The sequence below is a fragment of the Kocuria turfanensis genome, assembly GCF_001580365.1.
GTDB lineage: Bacteria > Actinomycetota > Actinomycetes > Actinomycetales > Micrococcaceae > Kocuria > Kocuria turfanensis.
The window spans coordinates 2470116-2487420 of the sequence record NZ_CP014480.1; the positions used below are offsets into that span (position 1 = coordinate 2470116).

15 protein-coding genes are annotated in these 17305 nt (G+C 71.6%); 5 read left to right on the forward strand and 10 right to left on the reverse strand.

The genetic code is table 11. The features are described from left to right. The first annotated feature begins 85 nt into the window (after positions 1-85). Positions 86-1159, forward strand: a complete 1074-nt coding sequence (locus AYX06_RS11445) for a nuclease-related domain-containing protein (RefSeq protein WP_232319292.1) — start codon at positions 86-88, stop codon at positions 1157-1159. 84 nt (positions 1160-1243) lie between these two features. Here AYX06_RS11445 and AYX06_RS11450 read toward each other — a convergent pair whose 3' ends face one another. The 4 genes from AYX06_RS11450 to istA all read right to left on the reverse strand — a co-directional run bounded on the left by AYX06_RS11450 (position 1244) and on the right by istA (position 6367). Continuing rightward, positions 1244-2275: a CNNM domain-containing protein gene (locus AYX06_RS11450; protein ID WP_062735872.1), complete on the reverse strand. Its 1032-nt coding sequence runs from the start codon at positions 2273-2275 to the stop codon at positions 1244-1246. Then, a complete protein-coding gene (locus tag AYX06_RS11455; RefSeq protein ID WP_062735873.1) occupies positions 2272-3684 on the reverse strand; it encodes a hemolysin family protein in 1413 nt (470 codons plus the stop codon). The genes AYX06_RS11450 and AYX06_RS11455 overlap by 4 nt, the downstream gene beginning before the upstream one ends. Before the next feature lie 689 nt (positions 3685-4373). Then, positions 4374-5159: an IS21-like element helper ATPase IstB gene (gene istB / locus AYX06_RS11465; RefSeq protein WP_047802659.1), complete on the reverse strand. Its 786-nt coding sequence runs from the start codon at positions 5157-5159 to the stop codon at positions 4374-4376. Beyond that, a complete protein-coding gene (gene istA / locus AYX06_RS11470) occupies positions 5159-6367 on the reverse strand; it encodes an IS21 family transposase (RefSeq protein WP_084271588.1) in 1209 nt (402 codons plus the stop codon). Before istA ends, istB begins: the two co-directional genes overlap by 1 nt. Before the next feature lie 353 nt (positions 6368-6720). Here istA and AYX06_RS11475 point away from each other — a divergent pair, with 353 nt between their 5' ends. After that, positions 6721-6993, forward strand: coding sequence for a hypothetical protein (locus AYX06_RS11475; RefSeq protein ID WP_062735875.1), 273 nt, complete (start codon positions 6721-6723; stop codon positions 6991-6993). Positions 6994-7404: 411 nt separating this feature from the next. Here the strand turns inward: AYX06_RS11475 and AYX06_RS20750 are convergent, their stop codons facing one another. Together AYX06_RS20750 and AYX06_RS11485 are read right to left on the reverse strand one after the other, a co-directional pair. Beyond that, positions 7405-8883 carry a S8 family serine peptidase gene (locus AYX06_RS20750; protein WP_062735876.1) on the reverse strand — a complete coding sequence of 493 codons (1479 nt, stop codon included), beginning with the start codon at positions 8881-8883 and terminating at the stop codon, positions 7405-7407. A 279-nt stretch (positions 8884-9162) separates the two neighbouring features. Continuing rightward, positions 9163-10119 (reverse strand): NAD(P)-dependent oxidoreductase, encoded by a 957-nt coding sequence (locus AYX06_RS11485; RefSeq protein ID WP_062735877.1) that lies wholly within the window; start codon positions 10117-10119, stop codon positions 9163-9165. A 168-nt stretch (positions 10120-10287) separates the two neighbouring features. On the opposite strand from AYX06_RS11485, the gene AYX06_RS11490 reads away from it, so the two are divergent. Beyond that, positions 10288-10584: a hypothetical protein gene (locus AYX06_RS11490; protein WP_062735878.1), complete on the forward strand. Its 297-nt coding sequence runs from the start codon at positions 10288-10290 to the stop codon at positions 10582-10584. Positions 10585-10662: 78 nt separating this feature from the next. On the opposite strand, the gene AYX06_RS11495 is transcribed toward AYX06_RS11490, so the two are convergent. Together AYX06_RS11495 and AYX06_RS11500 are read right to left on the reverse strand one after the other, a co-directional pair. After that, the gene (locus AYX06_RS11495) at positions 10663-10863 is read right to left on the reverse strand and encodes a hypothetical protein (protein ID WP_062735879.1); all 201 of its coding nucleotides are present in this window, start codon (positions 10861-10863) and stop codon (positions 10663-10665) included. Positions 10864-11129: 266 nt separating this feature from the next. Further along, positions 11130-12080: a helix-turn-helix domain-containing protein gene (locus AYX06_RS11500; RefSeq protein WP_062735880.1), complete on the reverse strand. Its 951-nt coding sequence runs from the start codon at positions 12078-12080 to the stop codon at positions 11130-11132. 135 nt (positions 12081-12215) lie between these two features. Between AYX06_RS11500 and AYX06_RS11505 the strand changes: the two genes are divergently transcribed. Beyond that, positions 12216-12998 (forward strand): SDR family oxidoreductase, encoded by a 783-nt coding sequence (locus AYX06_RS11505; RefSeq protein WP_186815698.1) that lies wholly within the window; start codon positions 12216-12218, stop codon positions 12996-12998. A gap of 96 nt (positions 12999-13094) precedes the next feature. Here the strand turns inward: AYX06_RS11505 and AYX06_RS11510 are convergent, their stop codons facing one another. Together AYX06_RS11510 and AYX06_RS11515 are read right to left on the reverse strand one after the other, a co-directional pair. Then, positions 13095-14054, reverse strand: a complete 960-nt coding sequence (locus AYX06_RS11510; RefSeq protein ID WP_062735881.1) for a 2-hydroxyacid dehydrogenase — start codon at positions 14052-14054, stop codon at positions 13095-13097. After that, positions 14051-15250, reverse strand: coding sequence for a pyridoxal phosphate-dependent aminotransferase (locus AYX06_RS11515; RefSeq protein ID WP_062737027.1), 1200 nt, complete (start codon positions 15248-15250; stop codon positions 14051-14053). The genes AYX06_RS11510 and AYX06_RS11515 overlap by 4 nt, the downstream gene beginning before the upstream one ends. Before the next feature lie 228 nt (positions 15251-15478). Here AYX06_RS11515 and AYX06_RS11520 point away from each other — a divergent pair, with 228 nt between their 5' ends. Further along, positions 15479-17275 (forward strand): ATP-binding protein, encoded by a 1797-nt coding sequence (locus AYX06_RS11520; protein WP_198161397.1) that lies wholly within the window; start codon positions 15479-15481, stop codon positions 17273-17275. Positions 17276-17305: the final 30 nt, after the last annotated feature.

The following is a 17305-nucleotide window of genomic DNA, read 5'->3' on the forward strand; positions in this document are numbered from 1 at the left end:
ACACGGAGACTTCCACTTGTTGTGTACTAATGCAAACAAATGGAATGCGGGGAGACCTTCCCGTTCCCTCCGAAAGCTGACGACCATGATCACGCCCGCCACGCCCGGTCCGCCTGTCCTTCCGCCGTCTCCGCAGCCGGCGCGCGCCGGGGCCCGCGCGGAACTCCCGCCGACCGCGGCATCGGGGGAGATCCCGCCGGGCGCTCCCATCCGCAGCACGGGATTCGCCGCGTTCCGGCTGCTGCCGCCACCGGCGGATCCCGGCATCCCGGACCTCGGCGCCGCGGACCTCGGCGCCGCGGACCTCGGCGCCGCGGACCTCGGCGCTGCGGACCTCGGCGCTGCGGACCTCGGCGCTGCGGACCACGGAGCCGGTCTGGCAGACCGGTGTGCCGGCCAGGCGGTGATCGCCGAGACGCTGCGGATCCAGGACGAGCAGCCGCCCCGGCCGTGGTGGGCGCGCGTCCTCGGCACCGATCCGCTCAGCGACCGGAGCCGCTCGTGGTTCCACGGCGCGAAGGGGGAGATCGCGGTCGGGCAGATCCTGGGGCGGCTCGGTCCCGAGTGGATCGTGCTGCACGCCGTCCCGGTCGGAGCCGGCACCTCGGACATCGACCACGTGGTCATCGGCCCGGCCGGGGTGTTCACGCTCAACACGAAGAACCATGCGGGCAAGGAGGTGTGGGTTGGCGCGCGCGCCATCCTTGTCGGCGGGCACAAGCAGCACTACCTGCCGCACTCCCGGCACGAGGCGGCCCGGGCGGCGAAGCGGCTGAGCGCAGCGGTGGGGGAGCCGGTGCCGGTCACCCCGGTGCTGGTGCTGATCGGCCCGAAGTCGTTGACGGTCAAGCAGCGTCCCACCGATGTCGGCGTCGTCAACGACCGTGAGCTGCTGCGCTGGCTGCAACGGCGTCGTCCGGTGCTGACGCCCGCGCAGGTCGGCCGGATCGCTGCTGCGGCGGTCCTTCCGGGCACCTGGCACGATCGTCCCGCGCCGCCCGAGGATCCTGCCGCGGTGCAGGAGAGCTTCGAGCAGCTGCGGTCCACCGTGCGCGGCGCGCGGGTGCGGCGCGAGCTGTGGAAGCTCGCCGGGACTGCCGCGGTGCTGGCTGCGTTCCTCGGAGCGGGCCCGGGCAGAGCCGTCCTGGACACCTTCTGACCGGCGCCCGTGCGACGGCGCGGTCCCCGGTGCGGTCGTCGGGACCGCGCCGGGGACCGCGTCACCGCAGGCCGAGGCCCGGGATCAGCCCGGCTGGTCCGCCGGGGTGAGTTCCATGGGCAGCACGCGCCGCAGGACGTCGGAGAGGGTGATCACCCCGACGAAGCGGCCGTCGTGCCGCACGGCGGCGAGCTGCTCACCGGCCTCCCGGATCCGGGCCAGGGCCTCGTAGACCGGGGTGTCGGCCTCGAGCACGAACGCCGGGCGCGCCAGCTCCCGCACGGGCCGCTCCGGCGGCTCGAGCAGCGTGTCACGGACGTGCACGACGGCGGGGGAGCTGACGTCGGGGTCCCCCACGAGGATGCGCAGGTGCCCGGTGCGGGTGGCGGCCTCCTGCACGTCGGTGGCCGTGGCGGTGGCCGGCACCGTGGTCGGCGGCCCGTCGGAGGCGATCAGCGCCTCGACGGTGAGCATCTCCAGCTCCAGGACGCCGGAGACCTGGGTGCGGAAGGAGGAGTCGAGGGCGCCGACGGAGGCGGAGTGCTCCACGAGGTGCTGGATCGTCTCGGCGTCCTGGCCGCCGACGGCCGCGCGGTTCACCGGGGTGACCCCGCTGGCGGCGACCAGCCGGTTGGCGATGGCGTTGACCCAGACCAGCAGCGGCCGCACCACCCAGATGAAGCCGCGGGAGGGCACGCCGATGAGCTTGGCCGAGGTCTCCGGGTGGGCGATCGCCCAGGACTTCGGCGCCATCTCGCCCACCACCAGGTGCAAGAAGGTCACGAACAGCAGGGACAGACCGAAGGCGGCGCCGTCGGCCAGCCCCTCCGGGGCGCCCCAGGCCGCGAACACCGGGCTCAGCCAGGCGTCCACGGCCGGCTTGGTGACCGCACCGAGGGCGAAGGTGCAGGCGGTGATGCCCAGCTGCGCGCCGGCGAGCATGATGGTCAGCTCGTTGATCCCGCGCAGCGCGGCGCGGGCGGAGCGGTTGGTCGCGGCCTCGGCTTCGAGCCGGTGGCGGCGCGCGCCGAGCAGGGCGAACTCGATGACCACGAAGAATGCGCTGAGCACGATGAGCAGCACGGTGGTGACGGTGACGATCAGCGGGTCGGTCATCGGTCCTCCTCCCGGACGGCGTGGGTGTCGGTGGTGGTGCCCGGGGCGGCGCCCTCGGCGGTGGTCTCCACGAGCCGCACGAGCAGCTCGCTGGGCACGTGCCGGGAGAGCTCCAGCACCTCGACGTCGAGCGCCCGGTGCACGGGGTCGTCCAGGACGAGGTCGCGGGGGTCGTCCGGCAGCTCCACCCGCACCACATCCCCCGTGGCCGGCAGCTCACCGCGGTGGGCGATGAGCAGGCCCGAGATGGTCTCGTAGTCGCCGTCGGGCAGCTCGTGGCCGACCGCGCGCTCGACCTCGTCGACGTGGATGTCGCCGTCCATCCGCCAGGTGTCCTCCTGCTCGGCGGTGATGACAGCCGGGGGTTCGTCGTCGTGCTCGTCGGTGATCTCCCCGACCAGCTCCTCGGCCAGGTCCTCGACCGTCAGGACGCCGGCGAAGCCGCCGTACTCGTCGATGATGCAGGCCAGCTCGTGGCGCGACTCCGTCAGCCGGGCGAGCGCGTCGGGCAGGGACATGAGCGTGGGCAGCACCAGCGGGGGCGCCATGATGGCGGCCACCGTGGCGTCGTCGGGCGCGCTGCTGCGCAGCAGGTCCGCGAGCTGGACGACGCCGAGGGGCTCCTCCGTCTCGGAGATCACCGGGTAGCGGGTGTGCTCGGCGGCCATCAGGGCGCGCAACTCGCCCACGGTGGTGTCCGGGGTGACGGCGCCGACCTGCGAGCGGGGGATCATGGCGTGCTCGACGTCCCGGTCCGGGAAGTCGATGATCCGGTCGATGAGCACCGACAGCTCCGCGGGCAGGTCCCCGCTCTCGCGGGAGTCGGCCACGATGCGCTCGAGGTCCTCGACGGTCGCGGTGGAGTCGACGTCGTGCACCGGCTCCACGCGCACCAGGCGCAGCAGGGCGTTGGCGGCGTGGTCGAACACGGTGATCAGCCAGCCGAACAGGGCCAGGTAGATCGTGGTGGAGCGGGCCAGCGCGCGGGCCAGCGGCTCGGGGTTCGCGATGGCGAGGTTCTTCGGGTACAGCTCGCCGAAGATCATCTGCACCACGGCGGCCACGACCAGGGCGATCACCGTGCCCACCGAGATGCTCAGCGCCGCGGGAATCCCCGCCTCGCCCAGCAGCACGGCCAGGGACTCGCCGACCAGGGGCTCGGCGACGTAGCCGATGAGCAGGCCGGTGACGGTGATGCCCAGCTGGGCGCCCGAGAGCATGAACGACGTGCGGCGGGTGACCTTCAGAGCGCGCTGGGCGGCCTTGTCGCCGGCGTCGGCGCGTGCCCCCAGTCGGGCGCGGTCCACCGACATGTAGGCGAACTCCTGGGCCACGAAGTACCCGTTGGCGGCGATGATCGCCAGGATCACCACGATGCCCAGGAGCAGGGTGAGGAGCGCTCCGATCATCGGGGGCTCACCCCCGGGGAGGAGGAGCCGGGCGAAAGCCTGCGGCGGTGGTCAGCTGTTGCGGGAAAAGGACAACTGTCGCCCGGGTCGTCGGACGACCCGGGACTCGCAGGCGATGGGCCCATGGCGGTGGTACACACACTCCAGTGATCGGGGATGCAGATGCGCCGCCCAGTCTATTTCCATCTGCACGTCCCGCGGGTCCTCAGCGATGCATTCGGAGTGGATCCTCAGGTTGGGCGGTGCCGGGTTCACGCAGCCGTCATGACTGACCGCTGCCGCAGCCACCGGACGTCGTGCTCGGCATCATCCCGGCGATCAGACCGACCACAGCGACCGGTAGGGCCAAGAGCGCCGCGAGGTGGGGGAACAGGCTGTCCGGCGCGGCCCAGGACGATCCTCCGACCAGGACCGCGGGAGCAGCGACCACTGCGGACACCCACCACGGCATCCGGAGCCGGTGTGACCAGATGGCTGCCGCCACGAACAGGACGCTCCCGATGCCGATGAACAGATGTCCGAGGCGGGCCTCTTGCCTCAGCTGCGGTGTGGAGACCCAGAGCAAGGTGCGCTCGAGGCCGAGGGTGATCAGGGTCAGCGCGGCGATGACGAGGGCGGTCCACAGGAGTTGTCAACGACGGTCGAAAAGTGAGCAGTAGCGACGGCCCAAAAGTGAGCAGTGGATGTCGCTAGTTGGTCTGGTGGGTGGTGCTGGGCAGGGAGTCGGTGCCCAAGGTCTTGAGTCGGTAGCTGGCGCCTTTGAGGGTGTGGACCTCGGCGTGGTGGACGATGCGGTCGATCATGGCCGCGGCGATGGTGACGTCGCCGAAGACCTCGCCCCAGCGGGCGAAGGGCAAGTTGCTGGTGAGGATCAGCGAGGCCTTCTCGTAGCGGGTCGAGACGAGCTGGAAGAACAGGTTCGCGGCCTCTTGCTCGAAGGGCAGGTAGCCGACCTCGTCGATGATGATCAGCCGGTACCGGCCCAGCTTGCGCAGCTCTGCGTCCAGGCGCCCGGTGTCGTGGGCGCCCTTGAGCCGGTGGATCCAGTCCACGGCGGTGGCGTAGAGCACCCGGTGGCCCTGCTGGCAGGCGGTGATGCCCAGGGCCGTGGCCAGGTGGGTCTTGCCGGTGCCTGGGGGCCCGAGGAGCACGATGTTGCCGGCCTCGGCCAGGTACCGGCCCGAGGCCATCGCGGCGTAGTCGGTGTGGGTGATCGCCGTCTGGGCAGTGAAGTCGAAGTCCTCGGCGGTCTTGATCGCGGGGAAGCCTGCGGCAGTGATCCGCAGCCGGGCCCCGGAGGCATTGCGGGCGGCGACCTCGCGCTCGAGGACGGCGGCCAGGTACTCCTCGTAGGACCAGTGCCCCGCACGGGCAGTGTCGGCGATCCGGGCGGCGGCCTCACGGATCCGTGGGGCCTTCAACGAGGCGGTGAGGTACTCCAGGGTCTTGGCCGTCTCGGCCGGTGTGGTGGCCATCAGGCGACCTCGATCCCGAACGCGCGGTCGTAGTCGGCCAGATCCCGCACCAGCGGATCCGCCTCGGCGCCCGGGTGCGGGCGCTGCTGGTAGGCCCGGCGCAGCACCGCAGCGGTAGCCACGTGCGCCGGGTCGGTGACCGTGGTCGCCCTTGCCCAGCAGCGCGCGTGCTCGGCCACGACCCGGCCCTGGTGACGCACGAGCACCCGATCCAGGTCAGCGGTGACCTCGACCATGGCCCCGATCACGGTCGGGTCCACGGAGTAGTCGTTGCCGGCGACCCGCACGTAGTAGTCCCGACCCAGCCGCACCCACCAGCGGTGCCCGATCGCCGGGGCGACCGGCGGCACAGGGAGCATCGCGGCCCGATCAGCGGCGATCAGCTCCGCCGGCCGGGCGGCGATGGCCCGCACCCGCCGGGTGTTGGCACCCACCAGCCACTGGCGCAGTTGGGCGTTGAAGTCGGCCGGGGAAGCGAAACTGCGCCCGGGCAGGAACGAGGTCTCGAGATAGCCGTTGGCCCTCTCCACGATGCCCTTGGACTCCGGGTCGTAGGGCTTGAGCTGCACCAGGGTTGCCGCCATCGTGCCCATGAACGCGACCACCCCCTCGGCCGGGCGGCCCCCGCGACCGATGCCGGACTCGTTGTCCCAGACCCACCGCCGCGGCACGCCCTGGATCTGCTCGACCACCAGGTGCCACATCCCGGCCAGCAGATCACCGGTGGTGCGCGAGGGAATCATCACCGCGGTGATGAACCGCGAGGAGGAGCAGACCATCACCAGCACCGGCGGTGATCCCTGCTGAGCGTCACCCAGCGGGATCCGTGCCGGCGGGAACCACAGATCGCACTGGACCTGGTCCCCGGGACGGTAGAACAACCGGTCCGCCGGATCGGGCGGGGCGTACTCGCTGCGGATGGCTCGGAGATTGTCCCGGAACCAGGTGATGGACCCCGACCACCCCACCCGCTCGGCCAGCACCGTGGCCGGCATGGACGGGTGCTCGGCCAGCAGCGCCCGCACGACCGGCTCGACATCGGTGAACGCGTTGGGCCCGGCGGACCTCTCGTAGCGCGGTGGCCGGGAGGCGGCCACGGCCTTGGCGACCGTGTTCCGCGAAATCCCCAGCCGCGACGCGATCTGGGACTTCGGCACCCCCTCGGCATGCAGCCGACGGATCAACGCCCAATCTTCCACAGTGATCACACTCCAATCGTCGAGTGCTCACTTTTCGACCGTCGCATCTGCTCAGTATTCGTCCGGCGTCGACAGGAGTGTCGCCCTACGTCCCCGTGCGATCGCCGCCGACCTCATGCCCATCCGCTCCTGTTGATGGTCGGGCCGCAGCCCTCGCCCGGACCAGATGGCCCCGGCACGCCGCGGCGGCCGACGAATGACCGGGCCGCGCCCGGATCGCGCGTGCTCGGGGGTTCCTTCTCCGAGGCGTCTTCGCCGGTGCACAGCACAGGGGTCAGCGTACTCGTCGGCCTCTGCGCACCCACGCGGCGCGTGCTCGCGGGCTCTTGCGCGCGTGGGCTTTGCCCGCGCACAGTGTTTGCATGACGACGGGGAGACAGCTCGGGTTCGTCCTCGCGGTCGTGGTCGCCGCGGTCACGCACCTCGTGGCCGGGTACTTCTATCTGGCCAGCGGCCTGATGGCTCCGCTGTGGGCGGTGGTGCTGCTGCTCGTCTGGTGGGTGGTCCTCACCGCCGTCGGCGTGCGGCTGGTGCAGCGCCGGTCCTACCTGGTGCTGCTCGTGCCCGTCGTGGCGGCGGTGACCTGGTTCGCTCTGATGTGGTTCGGCGGGCAGGTCCTGGGCTGGACCCCCTGACGGCGCGGACCGACCCGATCGATTCGTGACGAGAGGGTCCGGCTTCAGTGCGGAACCGGGGGCGGACATGGCTGGAGGCGGACGTGCCCCCCAGCACGATCCGCCTCCAGCGCTTCCCCCCTCAGGGTGAGGCCGGCCGTGGTGCCACCTCGTGGACCCCCTTGTCCGACGGGCAGTGCAACACGGCCGCAGGTGACCAGAAGTGCCTCTGGTCAGGCCCTGGTCTGTCCCCACAACCACCATGAGGGATTCGCCGCCGGCCCCGCAAACAGGGCCCGAATATGACGCACCCCACAGGCAACATTTCGTTGCGGCCGCGAACTCCCGGCCGTCCGCAGGGCCGCGCCCCTGGTGCGCACCGCACGGGGCGCACCAGGGGCGCGGCGTTCCGGGTCCTGCGTGGCAGCCGGCTCAGCGCAGGGCGGTGACGGTGTTGGACCGGGCGGACTCGGGGCTGGTGCCCACGGCGTTGGTGGCGGTGACGGCGAAGGAGTAGCTCGCCCCGGCGCGCAGACCGGTGATCCGCGCCTCCGTCGCTGTGGCCGAGACCGCTCCGGAGAAGATCCTCTGGGTGCCGGAGTAGACGTGGAGGTGCTGGGCCGTCAGGGCGGAGCCGCCGTCGGAGCCCTGGGTCCAGGACACGGTGGCCGACTGGCTGCCGGCGGTGGCCCGGACGCCGGTCGGGGCGGCAGGCCGGGTGGCAGCGGTGTCCCCGGCCGCGGCCACGTGCAGGAGCCGGTTGGGGGTGCCGGCCGAGGTGCTGGTGACGGCGCCGGTGGTGGCCCCGGCGGTGATGGCCGAGGTGACCTGGCTCGGGCTGGAGCCCGTGTTCAGGGCCAGCTGGAGCGCGGCCGCTCCGGCCGCGTGCGGGGCGGCCATGGAGGTCCCGGACATGGTGGTCACGCCCGTGGTGGAGGTGTGGGCGGCGGAGGTGATGTTCACCCCGGGCGCGTAGAGGTCCACGCAGCTGCCGTGGTTGGAGAAGCTCGCCTGCTGGTCGTACCGGTCGCTGGCCGCGACGGTGAGGGCGCCCGGCACCCGGGCCGGGGAGGTGGTGCAGGCGTCGGCGGCGGAGTTGCCGGCGGCCACCACGGCGGTGACCCCGTCGTCGATGACGCCCTGGAGGGCGGCGTCCACGGTGGTGCTGGCGGATCCGCCGAGGCTGAGGTTCGCCACGGCCGGGACCCCGGCGGTGTGGTGGGCGGCGATCCAGTCCAGCCCGGCCACCACGTCGGACATGTAGCCCCCGCCGGTGCAGTCGAGCACGCGCACGGGGACCACGGTGGCGGCCTTGGCGACCCCGTGGGTGGTGCCGGCGACGGAGCCGGCCACGTGGGTGCCGTGGCCGTTGCAGTCGCCGGTGCCGCGGCCGTCGGCCACCGTGGTGAAGCCCGCCGTGACCCGGGGGCCGAAGTCGGTGTGGGAGGCCAGGACCCCGGTGTCCACGACGTAGGCGCTGACGCCGGCGCCGCTGGTGGGGGCGGTGTAGGTGCTCGACAGCGGCAGGGCGCGCTGGTCGATCCGGTCCAGGCCCCACGGGGCGGCCTGCTGGGTCTCGGAGATGCGCACGGGCAGGTCCGGTTCCACCGCCTCCACCCGGGGGGAGCGGGCCAGGGCGGCCGCCTGGCCGGGGGTGGTGGTCACGACCAGGGCGCGGACCGCGGTGGAGAAGACCCGCCCCACGGCCTTGCCCTCGGCGCGCAGCGCCCGGGCCTGGGCGGCGACGTCGGAGCCGGGGGAGTAGCGGACGAGGTAGCGGGTGGTCTCCTGGCCGTCCTGCTCCTGGGCGGCGGGCGCGGGGTCGGGTGCGGCCGAGGCGGCCGGTGCCACGGTGGACAGGGCCAGGGCGGACAGCAGGGCGGCGGAGAACAGGCGGGCAGACAGGCGCACGGGGGGACCTTCCGGAGGGCAGCGGGGGCTTCCCCACCGGCGGGCCTCGGCGCCGTCCGTCCCGGGGAGGGGCGGACCGGCGGACGAGGAGGGGACCCGGTGCGGCGGGGAACGGAGTGCAGGCGCCCAGACGGTTTCCGGTGTGCCGGGTGGGGCCCGACCACCGAACCGCTGTTGCGTATGCGAATCCTAGCCCCGGGAGGTCGATCAGCGCTGGGGTCGGGGATCAAGACGCCGTGTGTCGGCCGCGCCGGACCCGGCCCGGCGCCCGGGCGTTAGTCAGCGGGCGGTCCGCTCCCGGCCGACCCGGTTGGTGAACGTGCCGCCCCGCGTCAGGGCCCGGAGGTTGTCGAGCAGCAGCTGCGCGGACCCGATGGGCCGGCCACCGGCCATGTGCGGGGTGATGGTCAGGCCGGGCGCCGACCACAGGGCGGAGTCCGCGGGCAGGGGCTCCTGGGCGGCGACGTCGATCGCCGCGCCGGCGATGGAGCCGCCGGCCAAGGCGTCCACGAGAGCGTCCTCGTCGACGGTCGATCCCCGGCCCACGTTCACGACGAGGGCGCGCGACGGCAGGGCGTCGAGCCGCTCCCGGTTCAGCGCCCGCTCCGTCGCCGGGTCGTGGGGCAGGATCAGGACGAGCACGTCCGTCCCGGGCAGGTGCTGGGGCAGCTGCTCCAGGGTGACGACCGGATATCCGCCGCGCTCGCCGGCGCTGCGGGCCACGCCGGTGACCCGGGCGCCCAGGGCGGTGCACAGATCGGCCAGGTGCTGCCCGATGGCGCCGAACCCCCAGATGAGGACACGCGCGTCCAGGAGCGTGGTGACCCGGTCCTCGGGGTGCAGCGGCTGCAGGCCGCCCAGTCGCGGATCCCAGGAGCGCTCCGCCTGGGACCGGGCCGCAGCCGGCAGCCGGCGGACCAGGTGGAGCATGAGCGCCAGCGCGTGCTCGGCCACGGGCAGGGTGTGCAGGCCGACCCCGGCGCAGATGACGGCGTCCTCGCGGAACCCGGCCTCCAGCACGCTGTCCGGCCCGGCCGCCAGCGCCTGGACCAGCCGCACGCGGGAGAGCCGGCGGGCCGTCTCCTGCAGGGCGTCGGGCGGGGTGCCCCAGACGACGACGACCTCCGCGTCGGCGTGCTGCGGCGGGACGGGGACCGCGGAGTCGTAGCGGACGACCTCGTGGCCGGTGAGGTCCGCCGGGTCGATGTCCGTGGTGTCGGGAATCAGGATCTTCATCGGATCGGGCTCTCCTGGTCGGGGTCGGGCGGTCCGTCGTGCGGCGGGACGCGCGGCCGGCGGTGGGGTCCACGGTACGGGCCGTCATTGTTCGTCCGTCCGGATCTCGCCGGCGCGACAGGATTAAACTGGGAGCCCGGAAAGGCCTGATCCAAAGGAGCGTGCGTCATGGCCTTCGTCCAGTTGATCGAATACACCACCTCGAAACCGGAGGAGGTGGAGCGGGTCGTCAACGAGTGGGAGCAGGCCTCTCAGGGGAATCGGACCGCCCGCCGTGTCCTGCTGGGAAGGGACCGCAAGGACCCCAACCGCTACCGCGAGATCGTCTTCTTCGACTCCTACGAGTCCGCCATGGAGAACTCCAACCTCCCGCAGACCCAGGAGTACGCCCAGAAGATGATGGAACTCATGGACGGGGAGCCCGCGTTCCACGACCTCGACGTCGTGGAGGACCGGGAGCTCTGACCGGCAAGTGAAGGGCCCCGGTGCGAACGCGCACCGGGGCCCTCGTCCTGCCGGGCCGCCACGGTCGGCCCCAGTCCTTCATCGTCCCCGTGGGGCGCCGACGTCCGGGGTGGAGTCGCCCAGCACCACCAGGCTGCGCCGCAGCGTGTGCACCCAGCCGTCCCAGCCGAGGTCACGCAGCGGCACCCGGTCCTCCGCGGGAATGGCCAGGCGCCCGATCAGCGTGTACACCGACAGCACGGCGGCTGCGGCGAGCATCAGGAACAGGTCCGTCATCATGGTTGGCTCCTTGCCTGTCGTGCGCCGGCCCGATCCGGCTCACTCTCACACTGACAAGCCTGGTCGCTCGAACCTCCCCGCACGAGTGGCAGAAATGCCTCCCTCCGGTCGATTTCTGCCATTTCCGTCGGTACCTCGTCCGGGCGCGGCAGAGGACATGTCTCGGACCTCGACCGCGACCACGGACAAGGATCTCAGCCGCGTGGCCGCGGCCGAGGTGCCGCTCACGGGGCGGCGCTCAGGCGGTGGTGCTCAGGCGGTGCTGCTCAGACGGTGGCCGCGAAGCGGCGGCGGTACTGCTGCGGGCTGAGCCTGCGGATCCGGGTGAAGTGGTGGCGCAGCGTGGCCGCGTTGCCGAAGCCCACGTCCGCGGCGATGCGCTCGACCGGCAGATCCGTCTCCTCGAGGAGCTGCTCGGCCCGGTGCAGGCGCCGCGCGGTGATCCAGGCGTGCGGGGTGGTGCCCGTCTCGTCGCGGAACCGGCGGGCGAAGGTGCGCGGGGACATGGCCGCGCGCCGGGCCAGGGCGTCGACGTCGAGCGGCTCGTCGAGGTGTCCCACGATCCAGGTGAGCAGCGGGTCCAGCGTCTCGGCCCGCTGCTCGGGGACCGGCTCCTTGATGAACTGGGCCTGCCCGCCCTGGCGCTGCGGCGGCACGACCATGCGCCGCGCCACGGTGTTGGCGGCCGCCGAACCGAACTCCTGGCGCCACAGGTGGAGGCAGGCGTCGAGACCGGCCGCGGTGCCGGCGCTGGTGAGGATCGTGCCGTCCTCCACGTAGAGCACCTCAGGCACCACCTGCGCGGCGGGGAACCGCTCGGCCAGCTCCGCGGTGTGCATCCAGTGGGTGGTGCAGCGGCGGCCGTCGAGCAGCCCGGCCGCCCCCAGCACGAACGCGCCCGAGCAGATGGACAGGATCCGGGCGCCGCGGTCGTGGGCCGCGCGCAGCGCCTGGATCACCTCTGCCGGGACGTCCCGTTCCCGGGAGATGGCCGGGAGGACCACGAGATCCGCCGCGGCCACCCGGTCGAGCCCGTGCTGGACGGCCACGTCGAAGCCGGCGATCGTGCGGACCGGCCGCCCGTCGGGGCTGCACACGGCGAAGTCCATCACCGGCAGCCCGTCGCCGGAGCGGTCGATCGCCCAGGCCTCGCAGGCCACCCCGAGCTCGAAGGGGGAGACCTCGTCGAACACGATGACGGCTACGTTGCTGATCATGGGTCCATGGTCCCACGGATGTGGCAGAGAATCGATGGCAATCGAGAAAGTGCCACTCGCGGCAGGACCTGTTGGTGAGGAGAATCGATGCCGTCAGCACCAGAACGCGGGCGGACCGGAAGAGAGCGGTGGGCGATGGAGAGCACGGGTGAGGGCGAGCGCCTGAAGGTGGCCGTCCTGGGGGCGACCGGGCAGCTGGGCTCGCGCGTCGTGGCGCGCCTGCGGGAGCGAGGTGTCGACGTCGTCGAGGTCTCACGCGGACAGGGCGTCGACGCCTACTCCGGTGCAGGGCTGGACACCGCGTTCGCCGGGGTCTCCACCGTGGTGGACTGCCTCCACCTGGCCACGCTGTCCCGCCGGCGCGCCGTCGACTACTTCACCACCACGGCCCGCAACGTGCTGGCCGCGGCCCAGCGGGCCGGGGTGCCGCGCATCGTGTGCGTCACGATCCTCAACGCCCGGGAACCGGAGGTGCACCGGTGGATGGGCTACTACGCGGGCAAGGCCGCCCAGGAGCGGACCTACCGTGCCGGGCCGGTCCCGGTCACCGTGGTGGCCTCGGCGCAGTGGTACGAACTGGCCGAGACCCTGCTGTCGCAGCTGCGCATCGGCCCGTTCTCCGTGGTGCCCGGGATGCGCTCCCGGCCGCTGGCCGCCGAGGAGGCCGCCGCGTTCGTCGCCGATCGCGCCCTCGAGCCCGGCGGCACCGCGGCATTGCGCGACGCCGTCATCGCCGGGCCCGAGGTGCGCGACATGGCGGAGCTGGCCCGTGCCGTCGCCCGGCGCCGAGGAGGGCGCCGGAAGGTCGTCCGGGTGCCGGTGTCCGTCACCGCCCTCGGCAACGGAGGCCTCCTGCCCCGAGGGGACTTCACGACCGCCCCGACCCGGTTCGAGGACTGGCTCCGCACCACCTCGTGAGGCATGGCCGCCCGCGTCACCGCCGAGGCCGACCTGCCGCCGGGGGCGTGGCACCGGAGTCACATGCCTCTCGAGGCGGAGCCGGTGCTCCCGCCGCTAGCAGATCGGTGTGGGCGGGCGTTGCCCGCCGAGCACGGCGAGCACGTTCTCGGCAGCGAGCACCGCCATCGCGGTGCGCGTCTCCACGGTGGCGGAGCCCAGGTGCGGCACCAGCACCACGTTGTCGAGCTCCAGCAGCTCGGGGTGCACCTGGGGCTCGTGCTCGAAGACGTCCAGTCCGGCCCCCGCGATCCGGCCCTCGCGCAGCGCGGCCGCGAGCGCTGCCTCGTCCACGATCGGCCCGCGCGCGGTGTTGACGAGGTACGCCGAGTCCTTCATCGCCGCCAGCTGCTCGGCGCCGATCAGGTGGTGCGTGGCGGGACCGTAGGGACAGTGCAGCGACACGACGTCGGAGACGGCCAGCAGCTCGTCGAGGCCGACCCGCCGGGCGCCCAGCTCGGCGGCGATCCCGGGATCGATCTCGCGGCGCGACTGGTAGACGATCTCCATGCCGAAGGCCCTGGCCCGGCGCGCGGTCGCCTGGCCGATGCCGCCCATGCCGACGACGCCGAGGGTCTTGCCCTGCAGGCTGCTGCCGAGCAGGAAGAACATGCCCCACTTCCAGGCCTGGCCGGAGCGGATGAGCCGTTCCCCCTCGCCGAGCCGGCGGGTCGCCATGAGGATGAGGCCGAGCGCGATGTCGGCGGTGGCCTCCGTGAGCACCCCGGGGGTGTTGGTGGCCACGACGCCGCGTTCGCTGCAGGCCGGCACGTCGATGTTGTCGTAGCCGACGGCGACGTTCGCGACCACTTGCAGCTGCGGGCCGGCGGCGTCGAGCAGCTCGGCGTCGATGCGCTCGGTGAGCAGGCTCACGACGGCATCGGCGCCGGCCACTCGCCGCAGCAGCTCCTCACGGCCGATCGACTCCGGGCCCGGCCAGGCGTCGACCTCGTGCTCGGGGCGGAGCTTCTCGATGGCGGCGTCGGGCACCCGTCCCGTGACGACGACCCGGCTCATGCCGTCTCGATCCACTCGCGCAGGCGGCCCAGACCATCGCGGATGTCGGCGACGTCGATGCCCGAGTAGGCGAGCCGGATGTACTGCCGCTCCTCGCCGGGCTGGCGTCGGCCGAAGTGCTCGCGCGTGCAGAAGGAGACGCCGGTCTGCTGCAGGGCCGCCGTGGCGAAGTCGCCGACCTCGGTGCAGCCCATGCGCTCCATGGCGGCGGTGACGTCGGGGAAGAGGTAGAACGTCGAGTGCGGGACGGCCACGTGCATGCCGGGGGTGGCGTTCACAAGCTCGCAGGCGGCGTCCCGGCGCTCGCGCAGGGTGTCGAGCATCTGCTGCACGGGTGCCTGGGGGCCGCGGAGCGCTTCGATGCCGGCCCACTGCACGTAGTGCGTGGTGCACGACTCGTCGTTGGTGTTGAGGGTGCTGAGCACCTTGGCGATCTCGGGCGGCGCGACGGCGCAGCCGAGGCGCGAGCCGGTCATGGCGAACTTCTTGCTGAACGTGTAGAGGATGACGGTGCGCTCGGCCATGCCGGGCAGCGACGCGATCGAGTTCGAGACCCCCTCGTAGCGCGTCTCGAAGTAGGCCTCGTCGGACAGCACCCACAGATTGTGCTGCTGGGCCAGCTGCGCGACGGCCTCGCGCTCGGCCGCCGTGGACTCGGCCGAGATGGGGTTCTGCAGGTCGTTGTAGATGATGGCGACCGTGTTCGGGGTGATCGCGGCGCGCACCTGGTCGAGGTCGATCGCGAATCCGCTCTCCGTGGGGAGGTAGCGGTACGGCACCGCCGTGCCGCCGAGGTACTCGATCTGCGACTCGTAGATCGGGAAGCCGGGGTTCGGGTAGAGCACCTCCTGGCCGGGGTTCATGACCGCCTGCAGGAACTTCGTGATGACGGGCTTTCCGCCGGTCATCACGACGACGTTGTCCGGGGTGAGGCTGATGCCGCGACGTGAGCCGATGTCCTCGGCGAGAGCCTCACGCAGCTCCGGGATGCCGGGGCCGGGGCAGTAGCCCGTGTAGCCGTCGGCGATGGCCCGGTTCATGGCCTCGACGATGTGCGGGGCCGTCGGGATGTTGATGTCGCCGAGGTGGAAGGGGTACACACGGTTCCCCTGTGCCTTCCAGGCGGCCGCGGCCTGGGCGACGCTGAAGGCGGTTTCGGTGCCCAGCCGTTCGAGCCGGTGCGCGAGTTGCCGCATGCTGTTCCACTCCTCGTCGAGTTGGCGATCGATCCACTGCTGGATCTGCACTGAGCATACGACTCATATATCAGTCTGGGAAGAGCGGCTTCAGGATGATGTCCTACATGGAGACAACGAGCGCCGAGCGACCTAAAGGTTCATTCAGGTGCTCACTCTGTCATTCGCTCCTCATTCAGGCACAATGAGTGAGTGACAAGTGAATGAAAGAACGAGTGAGGGAGTTCCGTGAGCGAAACACGCGAGGTCGTCGCCGATCTCCGTCGTCGCGGAGCCGAGCCCACGCAAGTGGAGGTCAAAGCGGCGGCGGGAGGAATGCCGAAATCCCTCAAGGAGACTCTAAGTGCCTTCAGTAACGGGGAGGGAGGCATCGTTCTCCTCGGACTGAGTGAGGACGAGGACTTCACGCCTGTGGCGTCGTTCGACGCCGATGCCATCCGGGATGCTGCGGCAGGCATGGCGGCGGACTCCATGACACCCGCGGTGCGGTGCGAGATCGCCATCGAGCCGTTCGAAGGAGCCCGCATCGTCCGGATCGACGTCCCGGAGATGAATTCCGGCGAGAAGCCGTGCTACGTGACGGCCCGGGGTGTCTACGGAGGTTCTTACCTCCGCGTGGGCGACGGTGATCGGAAACTGACCCAGTACGAGGTCACTCAGCTTCTCGCCAACCAGGGCCAACCCACCGATGATCAGCAGCCGGTCAGGGAGGCCGCACTCGCTGACCTCGACCCCCAAGCGGTCTCCGCGCTGCTCACCCGCGTGCGGGAGCGCTCCCCTCGGGCCTTCGCCGGAGTGTCCGACGACGTCGCTCTCACCCGCCTGGGCGTACTGGTGCGGGACGGTGAGAACCTCGTTCCGTCACTGGCGGGCCTGCTGTGCCTGGGCATCTACCCGCAGCAGTTCTTCCCGCAGCTCAACGTCACCTTCGTGGCGCTGCCGGGAACCACCATGGGCGAAACCACCCAGGACGGACGACGGTTTCTCGACAACCAGACCGTCGACGGTCCGCTGCCGGTCATAGTGCAGGACGCAGTGGCCGCGGTGGAGCGCAATATGCTGCGTGGCGCCGTCATCCAGGGGGCTGGACGGTCGGACCGATACGAGTACCCGCTCGAAGCCGTGCGCGAGCTCGTGGTCAACGCCCTGATGCACCGGGACTACGGCCCCTTGGCCAGGGGGACCCAAGTGCAGATCGAGCTCTATGCAGATCGGCTCGTCGTCAAGAACCCGGGTTCGCTTTACGGCGGCGTCGAGGTCGGAGGGCTCGGCGCGGATGAGATCACGTCCTCGCGCAACGGTCTGCTTGCTCGTCTGCTCTCCGACGTCGAACTCCCGGGCCGGGGCGAGGTGGTCTGCGAGAACAGGGGGTCGGGCATTCCCCGGATCATGGCGACGCTGCGCGCTGCAGGCATGACCCCGCCCGAGTTCGAGGCCACGCTGAGCCACGTCAAGGTCACCGTTCCCCGGCATGCCCTTCTCGACACCGACACCGTGGAATGGATCGCCTCCCTTGGCGTCACCGGCCTCACCGATGCCCAGCACATGGCCCTGGCGATGCTCCACCACGGCACCGAGGTGTCCAACGAGCGGTTGCGCAGTTGGGGACTCGACAGCCGGGAAGCCACCGCGGCACTCACTGACCTCGTGGACAGGGGGCTTGCCGAGCGTTCTGGCGGGAGACGTTATGCCCGGTATCAGCTCTCACCGGACGTCGCGCTGTCTTCCCGAGTGGCCGGATCCGATGTCGACCCATCGAGCCCACTCGAAAGATCGGCGCCTCGACCCGGCGGGACGATCGTCCTGGACGAAGACTTGGAGTCCGTGTTGCGTGCTGTGGGTGCGGAGGGCCTGGATGCCACGCGACCGGTGGCCGCCCACCTGGGATGGACCTACAGCCGGACGCTGAGCCGGATCAACGAGCTCATCGGCCGTGGCATGCTCGAGGCTACGGCTCCTCCCACCAGTCGCAAGCGCCGGTACAGGGTCACGGCTGAAGGTGTCCGACGCCTCTCGGTGTCCTGAGGCGCCCCGTAACGAGACTCGGGTGTGCGG

Bases quoted from the DNA above. Each gene is read 5' to 3' on its own strand.
- AYX06_RS11485 (WP_062735877.1), bottom strand. From the start codon at position 10,119: ATGAAGATCCTGATTCCCGACACCACGGACATCGACCCGGCGGACCTC.
- AYX06_RS11510 (WP_062735881.1), bottom strand. From the start codon at position 14,054: ATGAGCCGGGTCGTCGTCACGGGACGGGTGCCCGACGCCGCCATCGAG.
- AYX06_RS11490 (WP_062735878.1), top strand. From the start codon at position 10,288: ATGGCCTTCGTCCAGTTGATCGAATACACCACCTCGAAACCGGAGGAG.
- AYX06_RS11475 (WP_062735875.1), top strand. From the start codon at position 6,721: ATGACGACGGGGAGACAGCTCGGGTTCGTCCTCGCGGTCGTGGTCGCC.
- AYX06_RS11515 (WP_062737027.1), bottom strand. From the start codon at position 15,250: ATGCGGCAACTCGCGCACCGGCTCGAACGGCTGGGCACCGAAACCGCC.
- AYX06_RS11445 (WP_232319292.1), top strand. From the start codon at position 86: ATGATCACGCCCGCCACGCCCGGTCCGCCTGTCCTTCCGCCGTCTCCG.
- AYX06_RS11495 (WP_062735879.1), bottom strand. From the start codon at position 10,863: ATGATGACGGACCTGTTCCTGATGCTCGCCGCAGCCGCCGTGCTGTCG.
- AYX06_RS11455 (WP_062735873.1), bottom strand. From the start codon at position 3,684: ATGATCGGAGCGCTCCTCACCCTGCTCCTGGGCATCGTGGTGATCCTG.
- AYX06_RS11505 (WP_186815698.1), top strand. From the start codon at position 12,216: ATGGAGAGCACGGGTGAGGGCGAGCGCCTGAAGGTGGCCGTCCTGGGG.
- AYX06_RS11450 (WP_062735872.1), bottom strand. From the start codon at position 2,275: ATGACCGACCCGCTGATCGTCACCGTCACCACCGTGCTGCTCATCGTG.
- istB (WP_047802659.1), bottom strand. From the start codon at position 5,159: ATGGCCACCACACCGGCCGAGACGGCCAAGACCCTGGAGTACCTCACC.
- AYX06_RS11500 (WP_062735880.1), bottom strand. From the start codon at position 12,080: ATGATCAGCAACGTAGCCGTCATCGTGTTCGACGAGGTCTCCCCCTTC.